Annotated in this window: 15 protein-coding genes and 5 pseudogenes; 3 read left to right on the top strand and 17 right to left on the bottom strand. The window is 54.9% G+C overall.

The window, feature by feature from the left end; translation table 11 throughout:
* Window positions 1-151: 151 nt before the first annotated feature.
* From MUBE_RS13100 to MUBE_RS13080, 5 genes and pseudogenes are all read right to left on the bottom strand, one after another.
* Window positions 152-394 carry a hypothetical protein gene (locus MUBE_RS13100; protein ID WP_243633056.1) on the bottom strand — a complete coding sequence of 81 codons (243 nt, stop codon included), beginning with the start codon at window positions 392-394 and terminating at the stop codon, window positions 152-154.
* A gap of 247 nt (window positions 395-641) precedes the next feature.
* Window positions 642-1,271: a PE family protein gene (locus MUBE_RS20535; RefSeq protein ID WP_279386739.1), complete on the bottom strand. Its 630-nt coding sequence runs from the start codon at window positions 1,269-1,271 to the stop codon at window positions 642-644.
* Between the two features lie 409 nt (window positions 1,272-1,680).
* The gene (locus MUBE_RS16080) at window positions 1,681-1,830 is read right to left on the bottom strand and encodes a hypothetical protein (RefSeq protein WP_165849865.1); all 150 of its coding nucleotides are present in this window, start codon (window positions 1,828-1,830) and stop codon (window positions 1,681-1,683) included.
* Window positions 1,831-2,139: 309 nt separating this feature from the next.
* Window positions 2,140-3,486, bottom strand: a pseudogene (locus MUBE_RS13085) (APC family permease); the annotation flags it as partial.
* Between the two features lie 411 nt (window positions 3,487-3,897).
* Window positions 3,898-4,749, bottom strand: a complete 852-nt coding sequence (locus MUBE_RS13080; RefSeq protein ID WP_116540866.1) for a glycoside hydrolase family 16 protein — start codon at window positions 4,747-4,749, stop codon at window positions 3,898-3,900.
* Window positions 4,750-5,384: 635 nt separating this feature from the next.
* Between MUBE_RS13080 and MUBE_RS13075 the strand changes: the two are divergent.
* A pseudogene (locus MUBE_RS13075) lies at window positions 5,385-6,175 on the top strand (class I SAM-dependent methyltransferase).
* A 783-nt stretch (window positions 6,176-6,958) separates the two neighbouring features.
* On the opposite strand, the pseudogene MUBE_RS18455 reads toward MUBE_RS13075, so the two are convergent.
* Window positions 6,959-7,106, bottom strand: a pseudogene (locus MUBE_RS18455) (cutinase family protein); the annotation flags it as partial.
* Window positions 7,107-8,447: 1,341 nt separating this feature from the next.
* Window positions 8,448-8,651, bottom strand: a complete 204-nt coding sequence (locus MUBE_RS13060) for a hypothetical protein (protein WP_116540864.1) — start codon at window positions 8,649-8,651, stop codon at window positions 8,448-8,450.
* A gap of 605 nt (window positions 8,652-9,256) precedes the next feature.
* Between MUBE_RS13060 and MUBE_RS13050 the strand changes: the two genes are divergently transcribed.
* On the top strand, window positions 9,257-10,042 hold the full coding sequence (locus tag MUBE_RS13050) for a CDP-diacylglycerol diphosphatase (protein ID WP_424399101.1): 786 nt from the start codon (window positions 9,257-9,259) through the stop codon (window positions 10,040-10,042).
* 108 nt (window positions 10,043-10,150) lie between these two features.
* On the opposite strand, the gene MUBE_RS13045 is transcribed toward MUBE_RS13050, so the two are convergent.
* From MUBE_RS13045 to MUBE_RS19155, 7 genes and pseudogenes are all read right to left on the bottom strand, one after another.
* Window positions 10,151-10,699 carry a thioredoxin family protein gene (locus tag MUBE_RS13045; RefSeq protein ID WP_116540909.1) on the bottom strand — a complete coding sequence of 183 codons (549 nt, stop codon included), beginning with the start codon at window positions 10,697-10,699 and terminating at the stop codon, window positions 10,151-10,153.
* Window positions 10,700-12,068: 1,369 nt separating this feature from the next.
* Complete coding sequence (locus MUBE_RS18450; RefSeq protein WP_279386740.1) at window positions 12,069-12,281, bottom strand: 1-deoxy-D-xylulose-5-phosphate synthase N-terminal domain-containing protein; 213 nt, start codon at window positions 12,279-12,281, stop codon at window positions 12,069-12,071.
* Between the two features lie 2,800 nt (window positions 12,282-15,081).
* Window positions 15,082-16,731: a diguanylate cyclase gene (locus MUBE_RS13030; protein ID WP_243633054.1), complete on the bottom strand. Its 1,650-nt coding sequence runs from the start codon at window positions 16,729-16,731 to the stop codon at window positions 15,082-15,084.
* Window positions 16,732-18,365: 1,634 nt separating this feature from the next.
* A pseudogene (locus tag MUBE_RS13020) lies at window positions 18,366-19,087 on the bottom strand (DUF3097 family protein).
* Between the two features lie 69 nt (window positions 19,088-19,156).
* On the bottom strand, window positions 19,157-20,158 hold the full coding sequence (locus MUBE_RS13015; RefSeq protein ID WP_116540858.1) for a patatin-like phospholipase family protein: 1,002 nt from the start codon (window positions 20,156-20,158) through the stop codon (window positions 19,157-19,159).
* A gap of 1,335 nt (window positions 20,159-21,493) precedes the next feature.
* Complete coding sequence (locus MUBE_RS16075; protein ID WP_165849864.1) at window positions 21,494-21,634, bottom strand: cysteine hydrolase family protein; 141 nt, start codon at window positions 21,632-21,634, stop codon at window positions 21,494-21,496.
* A gap of 86 nt (window positions 21,635-21,720) precedes the next feature.
* Window positions 21,721-21,855 (bottom strand): hypothetical protein, encoded by a 135-nt coding sequence (locus MUBE_RS19155; protein WP_279386741.1) that lies wholly within the window; start codon window positions 21,853-21,855, stop codon window positions 21,721-21,723.
* Window positions 21,856-21,930: 75 nt separating this feature from the next.
* Between MUBE_RS19155 and MUBE_RS13000 the strand changes: the two genes are divergently transcribed.
* Window positions 21,931-22,230, top strand: a complete 300-nt coding sequence (locus tag MUBE_RS13000) for a DoxX family protein (protein WP_116540856.1) — start codon at window positions 21,931-21,933, stop codon at window positions 22,228-22,230.
* A 216-nt stretch (window positions 22,231-22,446) separates the two neighbouring features.
* On the opposite strand, the gene MUBE_RS12995 is transcribed toward MUBE_RS13000, so the two are convergent.
* The 3 genes and pseudogenes from MUBE_RS12995 to MUBE_RS12980 form a co-directional block, all read right to left on the bottom strand.
* Entirely contained in the window at window positions 22,447-22,839 is a 393-nt protein-coding gene (locus tag MUBE_RS12995) for a hypothetical protein (RefSeq protein WP_116540855.1), read from the bottom strand.
* 845 nt (window positions 22,840-23,684) lie between these two features.
* Window positions 23,685-26,351 (bottom strand): sugar epimerase family protein, encoded by a 2,667-nt coding sequence (locus tag MUBE_RS12985; protein WP_116540853.1) that lies wholly within the window; start codon window positions 26,349-26,351, stop codon window positions 23,685-23,687.
* 10 nt (window positions 26,352-26,361) lie between these two features.
* Window positions 26,362-26,656, bottom strand: a pseudogene (locus MUBE_RS12980) (hypothetical protein); the annotation flags it as partial.

Genomic DNA, 26,656 nt, shown 5'->3' with positions numbered 1-26,656 from the left:
TCGAGTTCGCTGTTGTTAAGCCACCGATAATCTCGAATAGGGGAGGCTCGCTCGTCCGCATACGCACCCCCAGCCAGTACGCAGTGGTTAGCCAACTCACGGTTGGCAGGTATCGCACGGGCTACAAACCGAGACGGATTCTCGATCGGCACTAGAAGCATCTTCTGCGCTTCCGGAACCGCGCCAAGGCGAAGCGTTCCTCCAGCGCGCCGAGGGCATTAACCACCTCCAGGTGCGAAACGAGGATCAACCCGTTCAACTGTTGGAGTTCTTCCGGGCTCTTTGGTGCATCCTCTGCGTGCTCGAGTAAGAAGGCACGGAGCGCCCGACTACCGGTCATACGCTCTGGGACCTTCATGTTGTGCAACACGGTGGCCAGTTCGGGGTTGGTCACGGCACCTCCTTCACCATTCGAGTGACAGCACAAGCGTAGGAGACGCGTTCAGGTCCGGGGATGAGCATACCGGTTACGATTTCTCAGTGAGTGCTCGCCACCAATGGTCACTGTAGCAACAATGACCTACGGCATTATTCTTTAAGCAGAGACATTGTGTAGCGAGTCGGAACCCCGCTATGCTGTCAAGTTAAGGATATGGCACTGACCAGAGGATAGAACCCGCCGGGCAGGATTGGTGCCTTGATCACAGCGTGTGACCGTAAGCGGTTTCCTCCTCTTCGGTCTCGTCGCTGTCGTAGTCGTCCTGATCCTGGGCGACCGACGACACTAGCCCTGGTTTGGAGCTAGCGCCGGCTTGCCTGCCTCGGCCTGTTGAGCTCAGTGGGGCAGCACCGGTGCCAAGCGCCGATGATGCAGCATTGGCGACCATTGGGGCAGTTGTCCCTCCGATAACTGGGTTGTCGACGAATTGGCTTATCAGTGGCATGCGAGCCACGCTTAGCGCCTCTGTGCGCATCACTCCCGTACCCGTGTTTACGCCTGATCCACCCGCCAACTCATTCGAGACTGCATGGGCGATCGCCCCGAACCCTAAAGTATCCGCAGCAGTATCATCAACCTGCGAATACGTGCGCGAGATATTCATCAACGCCATGCCGGCTTGCAAAAGCTCTTGTTGTGCCGAACTGTTGGAGGCCAATAACTGAGTGGCATCTTGCATAAACGCCAGTGCCGCCTGCATCGAAACTTCCTCACTGCCGGCGGGTATTAGCGATGTCAATGACGGCAACGCCGACGCACCGGAGGCCAGGCCCTGACCAGCGATGTCTACTAGTTGTGAGCCAATGTCACCAGCGGCTGGATCGTGTGACATGGATTCCATTTGTGTACTGCTCCTGTGGTACTTGTAAGTGGACACAAAATGTGTGTTGGGACCGCCACCGGACCTATGGTAACTGCACCGTGGCGCATTTACCGTCAAGGACTTTAGGTCCAGCTTGGCTGGACGATGGAACCTATTCTAGTCGAACCAATGCGAAAGGTCCGACAGGAAAAGTACGCAATCTGTGAAGAACCCGGGAATGACTCGGTGCTCCGGATCGATTGCAACATTCGTAGCAAATCCAAATGATCGCAGCGCCTGCCATTGCAGCATGGTGGGTCGTTACGCTGTTCCCCGCCTAGTGGTCGTCACACGAGACACCCGGGCAGCTGCACCATTGTGGCGATGTCCACGGTGATTTCGGCTGACGGTGAAGGGGTGCAATACCAAAATAATGTTCTCACAGACGATCCAAAAGCCGCTTAGTGAATGTCCCAGAATGCTTCCGATGCATGAAATGCCCACCTTGGACTTCCTCGACGATGTACTCGTTCTCGAACACCCGAGCGGCACCCAGGTAGTCTGCAGGCTCGGCAGGCAATTGGATCACCGAGGCCTGGCAAACACGAACACCGGCATGGTTATCCGCGCTTTCAGCGATCAGGTGGGTAAAACAAGTTGTTAGGGGAGAGCTATCGGTAATAGCCGAACGCCGTGTTTAAGCTAGGCGAAGTCAGCAAACAACCACAGTGCGAGACCCAACCGATGCGCTCAAATTGAACCTGGTTCCGAGCAAAACCTCCGCTCATCGGTGCTCGACCGACGTCGGGTCACTTTTAACGATAGCATCTGAGCCCGAGTTTGGACTACCCACGCTTCGAAGCGCCAATACACTCTTGGCCCACTTCAGACCACTGGTTCTGTAGTAGTGGAGGTAGGCAATTGCCGGTATGCCAATAAAGGTGATCACAATCAAAGCAGTCGAAAAGTAATTGGGGCCTTCACGCGTGAGAAAGATGGAACGGTAGTCGAAAGACACCGCTAGACCGACTGAAAGCACGACCGCAGCGATCGGCAACACCTTGTCGGTAAACGTATTTCGCTTTACAGCCACATACTCTGGTGTCCGAGAACGTGCCAACACGAAGAGCGCGATCGGTACAGTTATGAATTGGATGAATCGAGCGATCACTGCCAGACCGGTGAGGTTCAGGCTGTCAAATCGAAGTGACAGTAGGAAGGCGAGTGCTAGGAATGCTGTGAGTCCAAAGGCGACCATAGGAACTCCGAATCGGTTCTTGCTCGACAACCTTATCGGAAGAATTCTCCTTTCCGACAACGCAGTCCAGAGCCGGGGAGCACCGAACGAGGCCGCCACGTTGATGCCGAACATCGAGACTAAGGCTCCAACAACGATGATAGTGCGGAAAATATCGTTTTCGACGGCCGCGGCTAGTTTCACGGTGTGGTTAGTCGCGACAATCTTGTCCGATCCCAGCAGCATTGCTACGACTAAGGCAAGCATATAGATGGCACTGACGGTGAGGATTGCTAGTGGTATGGCTCTAGGAAGGGTGCAGTTCGGTGTGTCCATCTCTTCGGCGGCATTAGCTATCGATTCGAAACCAGTGAATGCGTACAACGCGACGATCGTGGCGAGTGCCATACTTGCAGCGGTACTCTTTCCTATTTCGACAACACCGAGTAATGAGTACGCTGTAGGCTGATACGCTGACCAGGATGTCGCGTAGTTGTTCACGTGATGTGTGACGACTATCCATAGCCCGCCGACGATAAAAGCCGATAACGCGAAAATTTTTCCCAAAGTTGAGATTCCGTTAGCCCACCTGATAACACGGTTACCAAATACATTTATAGCCCATAATAATCCGATGAAGATCAGGAAAGTTAACGTCTTCACACTGATAAGCTCGTTGGTGTCTGCCCAAACATGTTCGGGAAAAGCCACTCTCAAAAACGTAGAGACAAACAGAGAAGCCAGGACTCCCCACGCGATAGAGGCGGTAATCGCATGAGTAACACCGACGTAGATGCCAACTCGGTGGCCAAATGCAGCCGTGGTGTAGGCATAGGAAGCGCCGTTCGTCTTGACATACTTGGCCGCTGTAGCAAAGACGATCGCCATCACGGCCGCAAAAATTCCTGCCAGGATATATGCAATCGGGGCGAACGGCCCAGCGAGTTTGATCACCGCACCGGGAGTCAAGAAAATACCTGCCCCGATTATCGAGTTGACGCCAAGCATGACAACGCTCCAGAAACCAAGCTTGCTAATCGTGTATCCTCCTTGCCCGCAAATCGACCATCGCACAAGGGCCTAGCATCCAAACCTCGAATATGCCAAGATTCCCTTGCTAAGAGTCTCTGAGCGACGACAAGACCGAGGTAGGTCGACCACTTTATCTTCCAGTACGTGGTTGCTTGACAACGGCTTGACCGAGATGGCACTTGATCATGACTTGTCTCAGTCGATTCTGCTCTGTTGACGGTGACTGTGCAGAATGGAACGGGATGCGTCGACCGTCGTGCAGGTCGACACAGTGAATGTCCGCATTCTCGACGCAACCGACGTCAACATGGTCTGCGCTAGAGACACCGGGTCACGTTGACAAGCCCATCACGTACATGGCAATTCAGGCCTTGTAGGCTGCGGCTATTACCAGACATGCACCCAGTCGACGAGCATGTCCGCGGGGTAGGTTCCCGGTCCAGGGTCACCGCCACCTGAACCAGCAATCGCAAGATTCAACACCGGGAAAGTGGTATAGCCGGAGGCACTAAACGGCCAATTCGGTAGGGAGCTCGCTGGTACATCGAAGTATGGTTGTGCGCCGTCAACATAGTCTTTCCAGAAGTGGATGCCCACCTCATTCCACTGGCATCGCCAGGTATGCCAGCCGCTGTCCACTGCGATGTTGCGAGTTTTCCATTCACTGCCGTTTGCTTTTGCGTGGACGGTAGTGGCGGAGGGCCAGCTACCGTTGCCGTACCACTCGAGTATGTCGATTTCGCCCTGATCCTGATTACCTAGCCAGAAGGCGGGCCAGCTGCCGGCAGTCAGGCAATCAAGTTTGATCCGAGCTTCCCAAGTATGGTCGACGCCACCCCGCCAAAGACTTTGAATCTTGCCGCTGTAATACGTGGGCCCATCTTTCGTAGCACGGAGTACTAAGTTGGACTTACCGTCGAGGAACACGTTTCGGCGATCATCGCGGTACTGTCCGATGTTCTCTGGTCTTTCCCAATACGTCGGGTCCTTAATTTGCTCGCGGGCTTGCGCAACGGCCCATTTAGACGGATTGGGCGCGGAGCCGGCCGGGCCATCGAATTCATCCTGGAAAAGATAGGTCCCGGTTTGACCGAACGGGGCGGTTGGCGAGGGGAGTCGACCCGCCGGCGTTTCCTGTCCGGATGGGCGAGCCCACGCCTCCGAGACAGGGACAGTGACTGCGGCCAGGATACCGATCCCTGTCGTCAACATCATACAGCGACGATCTATATTAGGCATAAGCAAAGGACGATAGCAGCCCAGGACACATTACATTGAACCCGAGAGCGTGGCACCTTGAACGGTGACCCACCGCAATTGATCGTCGTGGTGTAGCATTCAGCCTCACCAATAGCAGCTGGGGAGCATAATGTTGTCCGTAGTAGGCACTTTAGTGGCGAGACCGGTCGTTTGTGTGACCACGATCATGACACTGGACAGCGGTGTTGTCGCTCTACGTGTTAATCACGCTGCCTACGCCAGCGTGCGACCCAACCACTAACGCAAGCACGGTTGCATCGTTGAACCACTTGATCGTTTTCTTAGCCTGAGGCGTTATTGGGACTCTACCAATTCTAAATTGTGTCGCCCGCCCGACAAACCTCTTCAATATATCTACCACATACTGGTATTGAGTAGATTCATAACACTGGATCTGGTGGCTACTTCTATATGTGGCTACTTCTATATATGTATATGTTTTTATATATGTATATGTTTTTATATATGTATATGTTTTGTTGACGCGCATGTTTGACACCTCGAGATTCAAGTTCCTTCTGGATTAGCCTTTGTTGGAATGCGATTCGCTCTTTCCTGACATTCGATGCATACAGGATCGTCGACCTCGAGTTGGATTGGTTCGCTGGACGGCGTTGTATCGATCAGCCGATTCGGAATGTCAAGATGCGTTGTTCAATGATCCGCTTGCTAAACGCCTTACCAGTGAACAGGGAAGTGCCATCGTCGCCAGAGTTACACGGATGCGTCGCAACGGCTGGTGGCTCGTTGCGCGCATGAAGATCATCGATAACGCCATTGCCGAAACGATCGCCGACGACTGTGACTGAATGTTAAACTTGGCCGCTAGCTTGGATACACGACCGCATAATTTGAGCTTTCCAGCTTGCTTCACCTGGGTCGAGGTGGATCTATCGAAGTTGCTCACGGAGAAGGCCCATCTGTTTGCCGACCAGAAACCGCTATGCCAAGTGATCTGGCCTGCGGTCGACCTGGCCCGACTCGTACGCACGCGATGAGTTCTTCAACGAAGCGCTGGACAGCGATGCGAAAGCGCTGGTGCTCACCGAGGGCCTGGTGATGTACCTCGATGACCTTGATGTCGTCGCGCTATAAGAGGTGATCACACGACCCGAAGTCGCCGTGGCGTATGCGCGACTTCACCGATCCAGGCCTCAAGAAAATGGTGAATAAGAAGATGGTCGGCATGTTGCAGAATGCGTCGTTCAAGTTAGCGTCCAAGAACGAATCACCCTATTTCGAAAACCTCGGCTGACACGTAATCGAAGTGGAATCGCTCTTTATAGCGGCTCACCGATTCCATCGATTGCCGACATTTATGTGCCTGCTTGTCGGGTTATCCCAACCCGATCTACGTCACCTTGGTAGTAGGGTATGGAGTGCGGTTGTCCTCCTTGTCCGTTGAGACTAGACCGTCCACCGTATGTGCATTCAACCATGTCGATGTCGAAGATGTGACTACTATTTGCGACTAGAAATCTCTTGCGCTGTCGCATCTTCCATAGCCAACTGATAGCATTCCCTCCTCGAATACGCCGTGTTGTCCGGCGAACGAGGCGCAGGTAAATCTTGAATTCACGGCTAATGCTCAAACATGACAAAATATTTTATCACAAGTTTATCAGGCATCTTAGGCTAACGATAACCTGAGACCATGTGGTGTGGGTAGCAACAATTACAGTTAAGTTCGTTGGTCTGGGAGGAGTGTGACAATCGTAGCGAATGCGTCAAGCACAACGGCGGTTTTTCCTGCAATCGTATCCAGCTGGTGCCACTTGCTTAGCAGCATGCACGTCAACGCAGCGCAGCAATGCGCTACCATCCTTGCTTCCCTAGTCTGGCAGCGTGCTGTCGCACGAGGTGTCGACACCGATCCCGTCCGAAACTTCAGGGTGTGCGCCGGATCGAAAATACACTGGCCTAAGAGTTGCCCGGTTCAGACATTGACAGGTGTCCTCAGGCGAGAAAGAGCGGAACCAACCGCCTAGAGGTTCACATATGAAACTACCATCGCATTGACCAACTAGTGCTCGCCCATGCAAGACACAGAGCGCAGCGACACATAGTGTTGCTGCAGTGCTGCCATACGCAACATGCGGTGAGTAGACTAGAGCTTGCTTGCCACGAAGCCAACATCGTAGCTGGCTAGAACCGGCTGAGTGTACGCATTCGGGAGGTGTTATAGTCAATTGTCCTCCCAGGTGTGGGGGTCAGCCAGGTTGCAGACAGGATCGGTGCCGTGGCATAACTTGGTGGTCCTGTCGTTGTGGATCGGGCTGAAATTCGTAATCGGAACCACCTATTGGCTTCCCTTTGCCGAATAACACGACGGCTGATTTTGATGCTCAACCCTGCAGCTAGCGCGCGCTATCTATTGTAGTACATTTCCGGCAGGCATGATTTGCATTGATCTCCCAGTGGCATGCAACCGATGGCAATCGGTACCACAAGGAGATAGTTCACTTCAACGACCCCGGCGCCGCAGCTAGGCGCTCTAGCCTTGGCTCTGGCGGTAGGTTGGTTTTCTGGTAGATGCGCTAGCGTAACTTGATCGGACATTCGTCGCGCTCAACATCGAACATATTGAGGCCGTTAGTGCACACATCAAAATCAGCCTGTAGGTGGCTAAGCGCCTCCGGGCAAGTTGGTTTTCTCGTACTCATGAGCTGAACCATCGGCAACGCGTTCGAGGGCGTATCCGTAACGCGCTAAGAAGGTTATGGAGCACCAAGTGTCCGACCGAGGCCCGGTACTCGGCAACAAGTTCAAAGATGCCGCGCAGCTGGGATACCTTCCGAAAGTCCGGTATCATCTCAGACATCACCATCCAGTTGATACTCGTCGCAAACACCTTCCATCGCTGTAAAGACGCCATCTTGAATAACGCGCGCGTCCAATGCATATTGTTCAGCTTCCAAACGAATGATGTCGGCGAACTTCGGGGTCGATCTCGACGGTGTTAACCAGATGGCTTCGTCGGGACCATGCCAGCGCCTTATGTTCGGTTCAGTGATAAAGCCGCCTGGCCACCGCTTCACGCAGGATCGATGGATTGAACGATCTGCGCCGCGGATCCTCCATAGGACTCTTCTACTCACTCCCACCAATGCCCCACAGTGAGGTAGCTTCTCACGACAGCCAGAACCCAGAACACATAACAGTATAACTTTTACACGTGAACCTGGTTCGGGCAAGACGTCGATCCTGCGGAGTTTAGGGCAAATAGGCTACACGATTGCTGGTGAGAAGACGACTAGAGATCATAGCTAGGCCGGCATGCGGATATAGGGCCGTGGACCCAAGCGTCGTTCATCCACGGCATCGTCGGCTTACAGTGTCAATGCAAGCGCGACGCCAACGCAACCATCGGTAGTGTGCAGGTCCTCGACCAATCGCCGGCATGTACCTATACATTTACTGTCTACCTTGGCATGCTGATCTTTAAGGCTTTATCGGCGAAGCTCGAGCATATCGACGCCGACCGACGCACTGGAGTTCGAGCGAATCTACGAGCAAAGTTACAGCAGATTCGGTTACAAGCTTATTGATACCCCAGCTAACCGCCTAGAGCTGCGCATCCGGGCTGTCCAGGAGGTCATTTCGCGACTGACAAGCCAGTGAGGGTTGGTCAGCGTGATAAGCTACTCCATAAAAAGCCTATGCTATTTCTCAAAGCTTTAGCCTTTGCGGTGGTGACTATGCCGAATGCCACGACAGGGCACCACAAGGGATGTGGTGTGGTCGGCGGCGAAAGTGTCGTTGGTGGTAAAAGTCACTGAGAAGACGCCGCACATACCAAGCAGGGCAACAGTAATAGCACCGATGACCAATCCGCCGACGTCTAACGTCAAGGAATCGAGATCGTCATCGCCAGCTGACACCTGGTAGGAGAATTAGGAAATAACAAACTCCACGTATCGTGGCGCCAAGTGCCCACACCACGTGGACGATGTCAGCCTTGGCTTCGGAGGAGATGTTGAGCACGATACTCGCACCTGCGAGCGCGCAATGTGGCACCAACGAGAGTGGTCGTTTTGAGCCGTTTACGGGTGGAAGTCCACACCTGTCCGACGACCAGCACCGGTGACAGATACTCAAGTAGCAACGCAACGTCGACTGACAAATGTAAGACAGCGTTGTGTAATAGCACAGTTGGACGCCAGCGATAGGAATTACACCGTAGATGGCGAATGGGAGTCTTGCCACATGCGATGACTTCACTCAGCTTCGCGGCGACGTGGTGGGTAAGCGCGTTGACCGCCATGGGGGATGCAGCCCTTCTATCGGTCCACGAGCCGCCCCGTGTCCTCGTTCGTGAGGATCGGCAAGGGTAGCGTCGTTATACAAGATGGCCAAGGCAGACAACTGATTTTGCCCAGGCAGCTTAGCGGCGTTACTGCGAATGGAGCGACACGACATAGTGAAACAAACGACTCGCACTACATTCGGCCCCCGTTGGTTAGCGCTGAGCGCTTTCGGCACCAAACTGGAGAATAGCGGTCGACTGTTATGTCAAAACATCTTAACATGCGTTGCCATCGCCACGTTGACTGGTGCATCAACTGCTACGGCCGAGCCGATGCCGCCCAATAATCCGCTTGCAGCCAGCCGCGATGCATTGTGGAAAATTGTGCACGAACGTTGCGAACTCGGCTATCAACGTACTGGTGCTTATGCTCCTTGCACACTGGTCGATGAAAAGGCTGGAACGGCTTTATTTAAAGCAAGCTACGATCCGAACCAGTACCTTTTAGTCCCGCTTGCTCGTGTCACGGGAATTGAAGACCCGGCCTTGCAGGAGCCCGCCAGCCCCAACTACCTTTACGACGCGTGGGCTGCTAGAGCTTTCGTCAGCTCGCGCCTAAATAACTCACTGCCCGAGCCCGGAATATTACTTGCAGTTAACCCAAAGAACGCACGTACTCAGGAGCAACTGCACATCCACATATCGTGTGCGTCACCGGCAACAGCGGAGAGCCTTAAGCATGTTAATTTGGTTGAGTATGTTGACTGGAAGTCACTTCCTGCCAATCTACAGGATCACACTTACCAAGCACGAGAGGTTAACAGGAATACGTTCGAGTCCAGGAATCTGTTCCAAGACGTCTACGCGAAGGTAACCACTGACGGCAATACGATAGATCACGCGTCGGTTGCGATTGCAAACATTGCACCGGACCAATTCTTGTTGCTAGTGGCCGAGGGAACTAAAGACCGACCCATCGCAGCCGAGGAGCTTCAGGACCACAACTGTTCCATCGTCAGGAGCTGATCGAGCGATACCATTCGGTTACCACGCGAGGGGGCTGGGGTGAAAGCGACAGGCAAAGAGACCGTCGCACAAACCTATTCGGCGCCGACACCTAACCAGGGTGCCTGCTCAACGCCATTTGATACCACACCCTATCGACGGCCGCTGGTCGGGGTTCACCGGCCGCCCGACGAGCACAGCATCGACCGCCGCCCGGACATCGGCTGCTGTCACCGGGAGGTCGTTTCCCGGGCGGGAATCGTCGAGCTGACCCCGATAGACAAGCCGACGTTCGCCATCGAAGACGAACGTATCAGGCGTACAGGCCGCGGAAAAGGCGCGAGCCACGTCCTGGGTCTCGTCGAAGAGATACGGAAACGTCCAGCCGTGGTGATCGGCCTCCAGGACCATCTGATCGGGTCCGTCCTGCGGGTAAGCAATCACGTCATTGCTGGATATACCGACCATCGCGGCACCTTGCTCGGCAAGGTCCCGACCGAGTGTGGCGAGTCCGGCCGCGACGTGCTGGACGTATGGGCAATGGTTACAGAGAAACGTGACGACAAGCGCTGGACCCGTGAGCTCGTCAAGGCTGATCATAGTGCCGGACGCCGGCTCGAGCAGCATAAACGAGGGTGCTGGAGTGCCGAGGGCGAGCATGGTGGACTTGATGGACATATCCGTCAGAGTAGCCCCCACAACGCTGGCCTTCCTCCAAAATTGCTATTCGGCACAGTAACCGGAAAAGAGGCTGAAGCAATCCAGACACGATTAACCAGGATGTACACAGCACACCTTGAGCTCGAAAAGGCCTCATGTTCGTGGATCCCATCGAGTCTGACCTGGCTTGCGACCTTTGGTGGTCTCGTCAGTCACCACTCGGTTTCCGAAATCGCCTGCTTGGTGAAGAAGCTTGCACACATGGTTGTCCCCGAACTTGAGGGCCACCAACCGTGCTGAATCGCATGATGGTCTAGACGCCTTCGACACTGGGTAACAGGTCATTGAGCTATCTGACTGATCCCGACGAGTCAACCCACGCGACCATTGACGGATAACCGCGATCATCGCGAGATTTCGGGAAAAGGAGTGCCGTACGGCGCACACGTGGACCGTTGCCACCACCGTCGATACCAGCAGTGTTACTAACGATCCAGTACATCTGAACCAGGGGTCACATGTGTGAGAAGTGTTGCGCTACTGCTACTTTGCATGACCAGCCTTCAGTCATCGGCAAGCATTGGCCAGCTGGTCGCAGTCTAATCGAGCGCGATTAGCGTCAAGATAAATTAGAGCTCACAACGTGCGATGGTGTGCAGCTCAGCGTGCACAACCGTGGCTTCCGATACGCTGGTCACACCGCCGTTTTCTTACATGGGCTTTGTGTAAGTCAAACGTCGTGGACGCACTAAATCGATTACTTGTTGCGGCGCTAGGCCGGAACCGTCCGGGTGATTCGTTACGATCCCGCGGACACGGCAAGTCGGGCCAGAAGCCGATGAGTGCCTATAGCGTGAAACAACTCGCTAACGACCTCGTCCAGGTCTTCACCGTATTTCAGGTCAGTGGGCGACTCACCCTCATGGAGCACTCAATTGTAATACAGTGCAACTACCGAATGCGCCCCCTCGTTCGCCAGACCTGTGCCACAGGCTAATAAGTATTGTGCGGCAATACTGGCAATACGTGAGTCGAATAGCTGATCGCGATATTTATATAATAGAATGCTAACGCTTACTGGCAAGGGCATCGTCGCGGTCATGCCGACAACATCTTGCTCGAAAATGTCGATTCAGCCTAGCGGACTGGTTTTGGTCGGACGGCTGGCCGCTATGTTGATCACGTCGCAGGTATGCATGCGGTCATCTTCATCGGCCTCGGCCGGCGGATATCCGCACACCTTGGCAGTAACAACATGGACAACTACCGGTCTAATTAGCGCGGCTGTTCACTGCAACGCTGAACAGGTCAACTCGATGTCGTGTCCTTCTATTGGGTTGATATAGGAAAACTCAAAACCTCTAATAGATTAGGTCCGGTGCTAACGCTACGGCGGAACTCCTCGTAGATAAGTAGCAACAGCACCGGTCACGAGGTCATAGGAACGGCCATTATCGTTGAGCACAATGATAGCCGGGCTACCGGAGCCACCTAGATTGTTCAGGCCCTCCCAAGCCACTCCACTGGTAAGGGCATCATTGCCAACAACACCGACAACATGGCGATCACGTCGACCTTGCAAAGCCATAGCTTTGGAGATTCCGTTGATCTATGCCAAACTCAGTGAAGCATAGTAGCTTTTGACGATAACCCTTCACTTGCGTCGCAGCGCCTGGAGCAGGAAGTATACATCGAAGCTGGGGGATCGCAGCGTCACGTGACAACACCAGACAAGGCGCTGACTTATCTCGGTTTTCTGCGTGCATGCAGTGCACTCACAATGCTCAGGTGAGGCCACTCGCCGAACTGTATCAACAGGGCACTAGTACTCAAGCGTATGCAGTTTATGTCACAAGGCACTTTAACTGCTCGCCAAGATCCCCGAGTGAATTTTCGGCGATCGCATACTGGCAAATGCTTACCCGCGTGTCTCATGAGTTTACGATGTTGTCGTGGCGGATATTACAGCGACGATATTTACGTTCACCAGGAACGAAGTGACCGCCATAACGGAGTTGCTAACACAGCCTAATATATCGACCGACCGGTGTTCGAAATAACGGTCTGGACGCTGACAAAGCTGAAGAAAGCACTAGAGGGCCAATTCGGCCGGCGGTGAAGTCGTTAAGCCGCAGAACAAATGGATCGTCTATACGCAGCCCAACGAACAAGCTTCACTTGACGCGATTTGAGATGTGAACCTGGTCAGCAGGTGCTCTAGGCTCTGCATGGGGACGACTTTTCCGACGCCCATGTTCTGGCAACCAACCAGGTAATCAAGATCTCGCCAGGTAGTTTATACATACGTTATCCAACAATGATGCGCGCGGATGGGCTTGTGTGAGCATGTACTTGTCTTACGCGTTGCAGCAAAATCCTTAAGTAAGAAGTTGGATCAAAGCGATCTGGATCAACCCGACTTTTTGAGAACGGGTTTGACTGAGCTGACTGTTGTGATAGCTGCTATAACTAGCGATCTAATGACTCCGAAATGGAAACCGCGTATACTCGATAATGCGGTGCGTAGATTGCGTGCCAGCATCGTCGGGCCTGTGCCTTCGACGCGTGGTCCACGGGAAATCGGAAATGGTTTGTGGCGTGTCAGCTGCATTCCTAACCTGGGGCGGTCAGGTAGGCCGGGTCGATCGTTTCTCATGTTCACGTCCACTCCTGCCATCCGGCACCCCGACTTAAGAGCAAGCTAAAGCTGGTGGTGACATCACAGCTTTTCCTAGCACAGGTGGCTGCTGACTATCGACACGTAACTTCATGCGAACTCGACCTCCACGAGGTAAAAGTACAGCGGAATTCAGATACGGGCGCGGTGACTCTAGATTGTGTCGGTGTTGTAAGGTGACAAATGGTAACGTTAGCTGTTCGGCAACACTTTTAGGCTCATGAATATGCTGCGGATGGGGATTTGGTGAGTGTATTGGTGCTGCAGATGTTGTTTGCGAAGTATGCAGATCTTGAATTGCAATGCCTGTGGTATTTAGAGATGCGCCCGGTCTCTTAGTGCAGATCGCATTGAACGAGTCATAATGACTGCGCTCCGATGGTGCTGCTCAGTTGGTCTAGCCGTGTGGGAGATGCATGGTACAAAGAGTTCCTTGCAGGAGGGGCTCAGGTTCTTAAACGTCCTGTTCTGCTTCGATCTCCACAAATAGAAGTGGAAGATGTGAGAGTCAGTGCCGCTGGGAACCAAAACAAACCGAAGATCGACCTTGTTCTGTTCGGTGAACGGCTCAGGCCAGACGAGCGTAGTCTGTTCCTGAGCAGTGTGCAGAACATGCCCGCAGATGTAATGATTTTGGGCACCGTTCCAGGTCACTAGTCGCCGTTGCTAATCCACAAGCCTAGATGTCCGTCCTTTATCGAGAACTCCGAGCCATTGACCTGGTCAAGGTGAAAGCAGAGTAGGTTACCTGACATAATATAGGTTATCGGTAGAGGAGAAATGTAAGTTGTATCGACTGAAAGAGTTTGCCAACATTGATGATTAGTCAGTTTGAGCATGTTACATCGCCGATTTCAGGTACCCACTCTTCGAATGGACTGTTCGTGTCGGTTATCAATACGGTGAGGTTGTTATACAGTTTAATCACTTAATAAATGGTTCAGATGTTACGTGAAACCTTGAGAATGTCCCAGTACGCTAGCTTATAGCCGGCAATCAGCCGCTCATCCGCCTTCTTTGGCGCCTTATTAAAGTTACCCATAGAGATACGTCACTATGACGAATTTACTTGTGGTCACACTACAAAAAGAGGGTTATTGATACAACGCGTTGAGTTGATAGTCAGCCAGGCTCCGGGCGGTCACAGACATGGTTGAGGAATTAACCCGGCTTTCATGCTACATGTTCCGCTTCCATATGGACACGTTATCATCAGGGTGCGATTCATGGCGAGGTCAGTTCGCCGGGCGTAAAAGCCATGTACACCAACAAATACACCCTATTTCTTTATATTTGTACACCGTCAAACCGGAGAGTTTTTGCTCGGTTGCAGAGCAATGCGACTAGCAGGACGGCATTACCAGAATTGATGAAAGTACCTGTGTTTCTTAGCAATAGACCGATTCAAGCGCCGTCCAACAGGGCCACTACTAGATAGCTAAGCACGGAATCCAACGCTGCATCTGTCGTGCTTAATGAATGGTTTGCGTTAGGTGAAAGCTTAAGCAGCCCATCCTGGTTAGTCGGTACGGACGGGCTGCAGTCGACCACCCTTTACTCTCCTCATCTATTTGCTTTTGCAGGAAGCTCCGCCCCACTCCCAGAGCCTCGCCCCTATTTGCGACACCACGGTGCGATAGTCGATCATAATTAACCAAGCCCAGAAAAATGGCTTCGGAACTTGCAAACAACAGTGCCGGTCTTCGGATGCCGTTCAGCTAGGTCACTGACGAAGCACGTCGGTGTAGTAGCTGGTCCCTTCACCAGAGAGCTTCGCTCGATACATCGCTGTGTCGGCGTCGCGTAGGATCTGACCTATGTCGCGCGGGTCGTCGCCTTCGATCACAACGATGCCGATACTTGCGCGGAGATGGAGCACGGCATCAGCGACACAGGTTGATTCAGATAGTGCTGCGTGCATCCTATTTGCGACTTTGCTCAATTCAGCATGGGTGATCGTCCCCAGGATCAGAGCGACGAACTCGTCACCTCCGAATCGACCCACCACGTCACGCGGCCGCAGTCCCGCCCGTAACCGTTGCGCCGCAGTCTGCAGCACCACGTCGCCGATGTCGTGCCCCAGTGAATCGTTGATAGCCTTGAAATTATCCAGGTCAATAAATAGCACCGCTGCCAGCAACTGGTCAGGGGTGCCACAGCGACGCTGTTTATCGATGCGGGCAAGAATAGATGCCCGGTTAGGCAGTCCGGTCAGCGTGTCGTGGGCCGCTTGATGGGCTAGGTATTGGCTGGCTTGACGGTCTGCTGTGACGTCGGTGAAGGAAATCAGCAAAGCCGCGTCTTCGGGATCTACGGGATTGAGCGGTATGCTATTGGCCGACAACCAAATTCGTGTCCCGTCGCTGGGACGATTGATACCGACGATGAAGCCAGTTTGGGGTGTACCGGTCCGCAAGAACTCGCGGACAGGCCCCCGATTGCTGTCAATCGGTTGGCCTTCGGCATCATACAGCGGAAGCATTGCTGCGCGTCGGACGGGGTCGTCAAGAACGCTTCGATCACTGACGCCAAGGATGCGCAGGGCTGCAGGATTCACTGATTCGACGTAGCCGTCGCCGCCCAGAACGATGACTCCTTCCTCCAATGACGCAACGACAGTTTGGAAGCGGCGCTCGACGCGGAGCAATGCGGTGTGATCGCTGCACACCAGCACGAAGCCGCTATCCATCGCAGCGGCAGATACCCGCACGGCCAGCGCCAAGCCATCCGAGGCGTATTGGGTAGTGCATAGCACCCCACCCTCAGCTATAATGGCGGGCGGATCTAGCGGTGCGCCAACAGCTTCACCAATCGACATGCCTAGGGCGTCTGCTGCGGAGCGACGGTAAATGGCCTCCGCGGCCGGGTTCCAACTGGTTACAATGCCGGTCGACGTGGTGGCGATGATGGCGTCACTGACATGGTTTACCAAAGCCGCTTGGAAGCGCAGCGTTTCTTCCGCGGCTTTCTGGGTAGTCAAGTCTCGAAAGATGACCTGGTAGGCAGGTTTTCCTTCCCATATAACGAGCACTGATACCGCTTCAACGTCAAGCGTAGTGCCGTCAAGGCGCAGTAGCACCGCCTCCGATGGCTGAGACGCGTCGCCAACCTCGCGCAGGGTCGCAATGCGGGACATCATTGCCGGAACGGAATCGGGGTGGACGAACTCGGTGAGCGGGTGGCCGATGATCTGCTCGGGCGACTCTGCGGCCATCCACTTAACCCCAGCCGGATTGAGATAGGTCACCCGGCCGTTCTCGTGCACGCAGGTCATGTTGAGGCTGTGGTCGACAAACCGCTGATACTGCTGCGCGACAAGGTCATGGTGGCAATGTTCGTTGTCGGCAGTCGACTGGATCATGACGCTGCGCACCGTCTCCAAACTTGATTCTTCCTATTGTATAAGGCATTGTTTCTTTTGGCCAAGTTAGTGCATCGCAGTAGCACTAACCAGCCTCGTAGGCAGTTTTGAATCAGATCTGACAGCGGTACCGCAGGTCTTCTTCACTCCTCATTTAGGTGTCCTTCTTGTGCGTGAGCCGAGCGAAATTGGGCAGTGTAGCCAACGTGGGGTGTTATTTGGATCTTCACAAGATGACAAAACAGCAACGCGAAGGGAAACAGAGCATGCGTGCGCCGGCTATGGCGATGACCGGGATTGGAGCAGTAACCGGGCATGGCTGAGGCATAAAATATCTGTGAGAAGGTGTGTTGAGCGGTAAACCAGCCGCCACCTTGCTCGAAGGATATGGGGCAGAACCGTCACGAGGACGTGTGGTTGGCTAGGATTAGCGTTGGAGCGCGGATGGAAATCCGGGCCGACAGGTGGGCGTGGTGCAGGCGGTTGTCGTGTCTGAGCGCGAGACATGGTGTCTCTTCTACTACGAGGATGGTGGGCAGCGGCGAGTCCATGACTACTTCGCTCTGATGCCCTACACTCCGGTGTCGCTGCTGATGCAAGAATACAGTTTCTATCGCCCCGCGATGAATATGTCGGCGATGTGTCCTTCCGGCAATGCCGGAATACTCACGGCCAAGATATGGCTGGATTGCGGCGTCGCGGATGGAGGTCGACGTGGCAAATACCGAGCCGTTAGATGCGTGCCGGCCCTTCCAGAAGGGCAGCTGAGGATTTCCAATGAGAGAAGCTGCGGTGGCGTTCGTACTGTCACACGCTACTCCAGGCAGGCGTATACGAATGTGTTAGGTGGCATAATGTCACACGATGTCTACCATGCGACTTCTGTCGACCCCGACCCCCACACCCAGTTAGAAGCATGCGTCAGACACTCGAACAAGCAGGTGTTGACGCCAGCGCAACTCGATACATGAATGCACACAGGTCTGGCACCCAACAATAGGATATGCGCCAATCATACAGCTGCGGTATCAATCACCCAGGTCAGCCACATAATGCCTAGGCAAAAGCGATCACAACTTTGGCTTAACTTAAAGTGTTGGCCGCCACCAGACAGTTCTGCTTCATTGCCACCGCAGCGGTGATAACTAACTTTATGCTTGTTTTTCTTTGTCTTTTGAGCTAATAGGAATTAAACATCCTGCTACCCGAGGAATCGGGAGTTTTGTAACAGTGTGAGAGCGTCGACGTCGGGATGTACCTACCATGCGTCGTTATCGACATAGCGGACAGCAATAAGTTCAGCCTATGTCGCGGAAATGTCGTGGTATTGCTAGTTCGAGGTGGGAATCATGCCGTCGGACACAGTCACGTGCAGCAGCCGAAGCATGGTAACTAAATCGAAAACCTAAACAGTGTTACTATTAAGGTAGTGCATTACCATCATGAAGATCGAGAACAACAATGCTGTGACATGTCACAGTAGCAAATATTTAGTTCTTTTCCACCATGAGCAAGGATATAAGTTGACCTATTCATCGTCGTGAGGTTTTAGTCCTCAACCACGCAGATAGAGGCCCTTCAGCTTGTGCCTACAACACAATCCGATAACCCGATCGTGATGCTTAGGGAAGCCTCTTAGCCGGCTGTTAGATCGGCTGTGTAACAAGGTTGATAAGCTCTTTAACCCGGCTGATCAGTGCCGGCTCCAGATCGTTCCAATCACGCACGCATGAACGAATCTGTCGCTAAGCGCTGGCGATGTCTGCCTGGTCATGGTGCGGCCAGCCCAGGTCCTGACACGTGCCGTGCTTCCATTCAATATGTGACGGCACGTTGGACTAGGCCACCAGGCCTAGTCGCTGCGGCTTCACAGCCTGCTAGATGTTGACATATAGGCGACCGACGATCAAGGTGCCAGGGCCGCCTGGTCTCCGGTGTACCGCATCGACGATCCACGCTTCCTTCGACCCCTCCACTAGATGGTCGACGAGACCATCAAACCGGCGACCCGAACCGGGCCAGAATCCTGCCACGACACTGACTAGGTCGTCTACGCCACCGAGATATTCAACAATAATGCCTTCGATCCGAAGAGCATCGCCCTACACTTACGTGTATGTGATGAGTTCGGCGTCTTGGTGACCCTCCACATATATCTGACTGGCGTGAGCGCGCTAAACGCTTTCCGGCCCTCCAACAGAAAGCCATAGGCGTACCCATGCCGACCTTCGAGGTCGACGTGACTATATCCGATTCGGATCACAACGCCGATATAGCCAGTCGCGACCTCTTCGACGGTCAGGCCCCGGTCAGCGCGGTACCTATGTCGAGTCCCAGCAAGCACGCGAGTCCCACAGTGACCAGCCACCCGGCAATACTAGGAAACCTTGCAAGCAAGCATTTTTGTGTCGAGACAGCGCTCCGCACAGAACCGCCGCTAGTCTTTGGGGGGACTTGTGTACAGGTCAGCCGACTGCGTAACTGGGCCGCCACAGGCCGTCAGATAGTCTGCGTAATTCCACCTCTCCAAAAACTGTTGACCAGCCTGCAGTCCACGTTGGTAGAGTGCTTCTCGCTGTTCGGCAGTGACTTCGAAGTCGATCGAACTCACCTCGTCTGTGGGCACGAAGATTGTGCGTCGCACGGTACATGGATCATCAGTATATGCGTTATCTTGGTTACTCACCAGGGTCTCTATCGCAGCGATTCCCAAAGACACCGGTCCATGTACCGAATAGGTAGGCGGAATGCCGGGACGCGCCGACAGCCGAATCCCGAATGTCGGCCATCGTGCATCACCATCTGACCGGTCAAATAACTCAACCGGAAAAGTTGACAACAATCCACCGTCGACCCAGGTCGCGCCACCTACTCGAACCGGTCTGAACACATACGGAATCGCCGACGAGGCGTACACTGCCCGTGCCACCGAAAACTCGTCCGGGTCGATGCCGTAGGAGTCGAGGTCCCACGGGATACGAACCAATCGACGTCGCGACAAGTCACTAGCAGTCACAACCAGTGACCAAGCAAATTGTTCGTGCTCTTCGCCGGTGCGCAAGTCACCGAAGGTATGCACGCCCAAGTCACCGAGCAAGCCGGTGAGCAGTTCTTCGAGGTAGGCTCCCTGGTAGATCGCACCTGACACCAGCAGCGACAGCCCGCCTCCGATTATAGGAACTCGCCCAATCAGATTGCGGTCAAGGAATTTCCGATAGTCTATAGCGCGCATCACTTCCGCAAGCCGAGCCAGCGGTTCACCAGAGGTCTGCAGGGCGGCGATCATCGACGCAACAACTGCGCCCGCGCTGGTCCCCGCCACACGGGGAAAGCGGTAGCCGGCCGCAGCCAGTGCGTCCACCGCTCCGACCAGGCCAATCCCCCGGACCCCACCGCCTTCACAGACCAGGTCAACACGCGCGGTACTCACGAACTCCACTATAGTTTGATTACACTGGCTTACCGGTGCGCAGCACGCCGATGAGTCCTACTAACAAGACACTTAGAAAATTCGATATCGTTTTTCTGGGCGGTTACTTGTCGCCGTCAGCCGTGGCACTGGCGCTGATGGTTGTGCCACTCAAACAAACTGTGTCAGCCCGGAAAATATCGAATCCGCTTGATCTCATTACCTTACCGGGAAACGTCGGCGAACATTATGCCAGGCTCGTGAACGGCCAGCGAGATCTCAACAGCAGATCCCGCGCTGTTCATCTTGGTTCAGCTAGCCCTGTTAAGCTGCTCGACGAGTTCAACAACGTTAAGGGGATAGTTGTCACCCAAAGGTATTGCGACAGTATGTTACGACTTATCACCGGTTGCAGACTTGTCATGTTATGTAGCCGAGTGCAAGAAGGTCACCACCTAGCTTCTTGTGGCGTGTGCCGGCCCTGCGAAAGCCCCTCATGGCCCCCTGTGGTACCGCCCAACCTCTAGTTGTCCACTACCCCCTCGGGACAGTTGCAACGTGAGCGAGACTGCTAGCAAGAACCACAGCATCGTCGCCGGCAGCTCCCAGTAGAACCGCCGCACAGTAATCCGCTACTCGCCGTTACCCTCGTGAGGGTAGCAGTGCAAGAACGTACATCGTCATGGCCTAAGACGTCGTCATCTCAAGTTCAAGATCGCGCACGACGACCAGGCCAACAACGATATCCAAATCGCGATGGAATATCGATGGAATATGATATGGAGTGGCACGATAAAAATGACTGGCATACTCGTGTCTTAAATGCGGCTACGAGCTCACACGCACAGGATCTTGGATTCGGCCATCGCTGGTGAATACGTCCAGGCCCAGCCAGCACGATCATACGAGGGAGCCGCCTACGGATACTGTTCCACCACGGCCAGGAATTCGTTGCGGTTCGGTGCCGCTATCAAGAGCTCAAGACCACGGTCACGCAAGTAGTGCACATCTCGTCGAGCGTCTCCATGGTCAACGACTCACGGAACCCCACCGACAGGCCTAGCAATACCCATGTCGCAAAGCTCGCCCTAGCTGTATCTTGAGTGGTTTTGCACACGCAAAAAATTTGGTGGTGACGCCATCCACGTCAATCTGCGTGCAACAGCAACTCATTCTAGCAGCGGTGCCCTCCGTCTCGTCGACGCCCTCAAAACCACTGTCAGCGCCCTTGCGGAAGACCGCTTCTACCAGGCTCGTGCCGAGATCAGGGTGAAAATCGGCGCCGACGTTGCCCACCATGCAGTGCGGTGGTCAGGACGACACATAGTCCTTTGTGTCAAAGAAATGTTCCTAGGGTTGAAGTGGCTAATCCTTAGTGGCCACGATGTGCTGATAGCTGGGATGTCGGGCAAGGTAAGCGCTGATCGCGTCGGATAGCGTATCCGCGCTGACCAGTGGCACCGAGTCACTCGTGTAGAAATCGTTCTGCACGTCAACAGTGATCAACGGCTAGCACCCAGTCCACCTTATCCACCGTCGCAACAAATTGTCGTTACTGAATGCGACGACATAGCGCGCGGTTTGCTTACCGGTCAGCCGGCTAACCCACCGACCATGTTGACCCGCAAATTTGCGCGGCCTTTGTTGTCGGCGGTGTTCATCGGCCATGACATCGAATCGCTATTCAACCCCAAGTCGACAATGCAAGCCACCGTGGAAATCGCCATGAAACATTTATTTTACAGTGCCGGATTACGTTGGCATCAGTGTTCCCGGAGACGTCAAGACGTTCGCGCAAATCAATGCGGCTGTTCAGAATCGAAGGCGGCCTGCTGCTTACCATCGGCCAGCTGCCCCGGCTCGCCTCTGCCGCGCTGGCATGCATCGCGTTACCGGCCAACCTGGGAGTGCATACGTTCTGGAATAAATCCGACCCAACGCGGAAAGCGCAGCAGCGCAGGGAGTTTCTGGCCGACTTTAGCCTTTTGAGCAGATTGATGATCGCGTCCACTGATACCGCAAGTTGGCGTGACCGCCAGGCAGTCGAGCGGATCTCGGAAGCGGTGTCTTCAACGGTGCTGGACCACCGGCACCGAAGTTAGCCAGTCTACACTGTGCTAGACCGTTTTGGTTAACGAGTCAGCAGTGCTCGTCAAAATTACCGTTTATAATCGCCAATTGGCTTATAGCTAGCGACTTGGTCTGCTGTGCCGGAGCCTTCTGAATATCGAGACGAAACACCGCCTAGGAGATTGCGACCACCACGAAGATGCCGATCTGCACGCGGTTCAGCTAACTCACCGGATGGATCACCCCGGTTATGTAGTGGGCAATGAATCCGTCCTGCGGTAGCGCAGCGCCATTGTAACCCCCACCCGAGCCCAACGCTCCAACCAAATCAACAGGAAGTCAACGTAATTGGTGGCGATGCCGATGCCCCCAATCACTACCGGCACGTACAGCCAGATCGTGCGCCACCAGTGCACCGTGACGGAGCTGCCGATAATGACGTAACCGAAGAAGACGAAGTGCAACATGGCCATTAACGTAACCACGTCTTCGTACATCTTTACGCTGCTTAAGGAGTCCTCCACGCCGAGCCTGCCAGGAAAGGATTCATATGCGGGCAGTGCGTACGCAGGTGGCCGCAATACGTGCGTTTGAGCGCCGAACAACTCACTACTACGTCGTCGCAACGGCTGGCCAGCCATTCACCGATCCTCCTTCAGTCAGGGACAGCGATCGTCGTCGTTGAGCGGTTCGCCGGCGGTTATCTTTTGGCGATGTTGGCTGGCGGGCGCAGGGTATTACAGCGTCCAGGAAAGGCCCCCGCATCCGTTGCGCGAACATCACGCCGACCATCCACTTGCTTGATCCGGAGATGCTTATCACCACGATGGGTACATGGGGGCCAGTGTGCCAATAAGCAGTCTTCCTATGCCATCCGCCGGTGTGAGTGCAAATCAAGCTCAACGCGGCACCTGTGGTGGAACACCATGACGGTACGGTCGGTGGGGGTATAAGCGGGCTAGTCGCCGCCGAAGACCTTAGTGCGGCTAGAGCACCGCCAGTGTCGTTGCACCTCGTTTCTGGCCTGTAGCTTACGGTGGCAATCGGTGACTGCTGTGAGCAACACACCGAACCCGGTGCAATAGATATCGAATACAGCCAATAGCTCGCAACTGGATGCAGGCCGATCGCTCCGGGTAGCCTGGGTAGGAAGTGTTAATACGTTTATGCGCAGCCGGTTCTGTGTCGACGAGCAACTTGATCGATCGCCGCTTCGTTCATTGGCAATATCTTGAGAAACCTGGCAAATAACCGGCCCTTCGGGGTTGTTGTCCACGATGAGCGGCACACAATAGGCTTGATCGGATCCGCAGCCCCCCGAAACAACCGACAGCGACGGGAAAGCCGGTCGGATCGACTTCAACGGAACGAATTTGCAGGTCGGGGCGGCGCCACGACGAAATCATCCTATGACTAGCGTTGCCGCACCAAATGAATCCGGACTGTTCTGCGTGAACTACTCCCCCACTCGGCAACACCGCGATGTTCATGGGCGGTTGACCCGCCAACCCTGATCACTGGCCGGAAGTGACAAAATGTCTTCAGCAGCTATGTCGAGTATGTGGACCTCCCCCACGCTGCCGTCGACTTCGACAAGCGCACCGGGTGGGAGACGATGAGTGGCACCCTGGACATCAACCACGCACGGGAACCCGAACTCGCGGGCCACCACAGCAGCGTGTGACATTGGACCACCGAGCTCAGTTACTACAGCTGCGGCGTAGCAAAAGGCCGCAGTATAGCCGACATCGGTGACCTCCGCGACAAGAACCTCGCCGGGTTGCAGATCGTCGATGGTGTCGGGCTGCACAATCCGCACCCGGCCGCGGACCTGTCCGCCGCAAACTCCGACACCGCGCAGAGTGTCTCCGGTGCCCAGTGCCATTGAAGACGTAGTCGCCGGCTGCCAACTGCCGCTGAAGACTGTCGGCGGAACGATGGCTGCCAACCTTTGTTGTTCGGCTCGGCGTCGGGCTACCAGTCCCGAAACGTCCGCCGGGAGTCGGTCAAGTTCATCGAGCTCGTCGACCAACAGGTAGAACACGTCGTCGGCGGTGTCGAAAACACTGGCGTCGGTCAACCGGCGCCCATACTCACGCAGTAGACCGCGTAGCAGCCAGATGGCACGCACCATTCTATCGCGGCGGACTTCGCGGTCACGTAGTTGGCGGGCGGCTAGTAGCGCAATGGGCCTGGCCCACCACTGAACCCGCAGATGTTGGGGCGGCGATGCAAAAGTAACGTTCAGCGCTTTGGTAACCATGCTGACCAGCAGCTCAGGATTGTCAGCATAGCTGGTTGATAGCATCTCGACTTCTGCTGGACCTCGATGCCCGATCAGTGCTAGTTCGGCTCGCACGGCCGAATAAAACTCCGGTGTCTCGATTGCCAGCTTGTCAAGGCGCTCCCCCGGTTCAGCCAGCAGACGTGTTACGTTCGGGTCGAGCCGCGCCGCGCGGACCAGTCGTTGCACCGCCTCCACCGCACGCGCGCTGACCAGTTTCGGTCCAGCCAGTGGTACGGCCTCTCGCCCACACAGGCCGCGCAATAACACGTTGAACGCGGCGCACAACATGAATGATCCCGACGCCAACACCCAGCCGTGTACGACATGGTCACGCGCCAACAAGATCAGACTCAGCAGCCGGCGATCGTCGAGTTGGGTGGCATCAACACCGGCAAGATATTCCAGACGATCGACATCATCTATATAGGAGCGGGTGTCTCGGGGTGAACCAGCGCTCAAGCCAACAAGGTTGACGCTGAACACTCCAATGTTACGGAGGATACGCAGTAGCCTATGGACGCGGGTAGATTCCGACGGTGGTCGCTGCTCACCAAAGATCGGCAGGGAGCTCATACTGGGCCCAAAGAATCCACTGTCGCTGAAGATATTTGCGGGTTTCGCGAATGGAACGGTTTCGGCCATGAAATACCCTGACGTGATACCACCATACAATCGGTGAGCGAACACCGCGACGGTGCGCATGGCGATTTCGCGCTGAACCGCCCCGCCGGGCCGCAATCGCTCGGCGATGCTCACACCGCCGGCGCGTAGGCCTCGCACAGTCACTGATGACGATGATGGTGAGAACGGGCCGGGTAGTGCCTCCGATAAATTGGTAGCCAGGAAGGTAGGGAAACGCGGGTCGATTGGAGTGTCGAATTCGCCGTTACCTCCTTCTGGGCCAGCAAATCTGGGCACTACTCCGTCTTCAGACGGCACATCGACAGCAGGCAGGTTTTGGACATTGGCCAGTCGCCAGGGCACTGACACCAACCGCTCACCCAACGAAACCCGGCCACGGACGGCGAGTGCGAAGTCGTCGATGCATTCATCGGCGTTCCAGGCCGGCACAAATCCCCATTCATCGCAAAGCCGTGAGGTATCCATCAATGACGCGCTCTGCAGGAATTTCAGTTCAGCCAAAGAGCTGAGGCGTTGTAGCATCGCCAAGCACGAGCCTAGCGGCACGATCGGGCGTCCGAATCTAGTGGCGATCCGACGAAATGTAATCTCGCCCGGTGCTGCGAGATTAACTGGTCCGCTAGCGACTTCGGTGGCTGAAATCGCGCAAACGAACAACCTAAGCGCGTCGTCGGTATGGATAACTTGTAGTGTGTGGTCGGCGTCGATGTCGGGAAACGCCAGCGATGCCAGTGCCCGGCGTACCCAGTTGTCGACGCCCCTGCCGACGATAAGCGCTGAGCGGATCGCGACCCACTGCGCGCCGGAGGCCGCCAGCATTTCCTCGACACGGGCCTTGTGAAGGCCGTCAGTACTGACCGACGTCATCGCGTCGTCCTCGGTTGCCGGCACCGTTGCCGCACCGTAAACGTGCGCAGAGGAAGCAAAAACGATGCGTCTGACGCCTGTCTTGGCCATCGCGTCCAGGATGTTACGTGCACCCTCGATATTGACCTGGTTCTGTGGGCACCGCACCCAGGCGCAGTGCACGACGACCTCCGCGCCCATGACAGCGCGGCGGACCGCAGTAGTATCCCGGATGTCTGCTGCAACGAAATCTGCTGCATTCGGCCAGCTTTCAGACCGATGACGGGCTATTCCGACGACATCGTGGCCCTGACTGAGTAGTCTAGCTGCGATGCCACGGCCAAGTACTCCGGTTGCTCCGGTGACCACGATCCTCACTGCCTGCGCCTTAATCGTCGTCGTTCGTGAATGCGGCGTTGACCAGGTCATCGAGGTCCATATCCGCAATGTCTTTTTCCGTGGTCTGCTCGCCTACCGCGACCTGCCCGTTGCCACTGGTGTAATTGGCCAACCCGAGCAACAAATTCAACACTCCCGCCTGCCGAAGACGCTTGACCGGAATGGACGCCACCACTCGCCGTATTTCGGCTTCCCCGAGTGCCGCGGTCGGAGCGCCTTGCTGCCCGGGACCAACAAGTTCGGCCCGCATGTACGTTGCCAGGCCGTTGGGAGTCGGGTAGTCG

The sequence above is a fragment of the Mycobacterium uberis genome, assembly GCF_003408705.1.
Lineage (GTDB): Bacteria > Actinomycetota > Actinomycetes > Mycobacteriales > Mycobacteriaceae > Mycobacterium > Mycobacterium uberis.
The sequence above is the reverse complement of the archived record's forward strand: the minus strand, read 5'-3'. Positions and strand labels throughout refer to the sequence as shown.

Coding starts and splice junctions, on each gene's coding strand:
- MUBE_RS20535 (WP_279386739.1), bottom strand. CDS start 1,271: ATGTCACACGATCCAGCCGCTGGTGACATTGGCTCACAACTAGTAGAC.
- MUBE_RS13080 (WP_116540866.1), bottom strand. CDS start 4,749: ATGCCTAATATAGATCGTCGCTGTATGATGTTGACGACAGGGATCGGT.
- MUBE_RS13045 (WP_116540909.1), bottom strand. CDS start 10,699: ATGTCCATCAAGTCCACCATGCTCGCCCTCGGCACTCCAGCACCCTCG.
- MUBE_RS19155 (WP_279386741.1), bottom strand. CDS start 21,855: ATGGCGATTTCCACGGTGGCTTGCATTGTCGACTTGGGGTTGAATAGC.
- MUBE_RS13000 (WP_116540856.1), top strand. CDS start 21,931: ATGCGGCTGTTCAGAATCGAAGGCGGCCTGCTGCTTACCATCGGCCAG.
- MUBE_RS12995 (WP_116540855.1), bottom strand. CDS start 22,839: ATGGCTGGCCAGCCGTTGCGACGACGTAGTAGTGAGTTGTTCGGCGCT.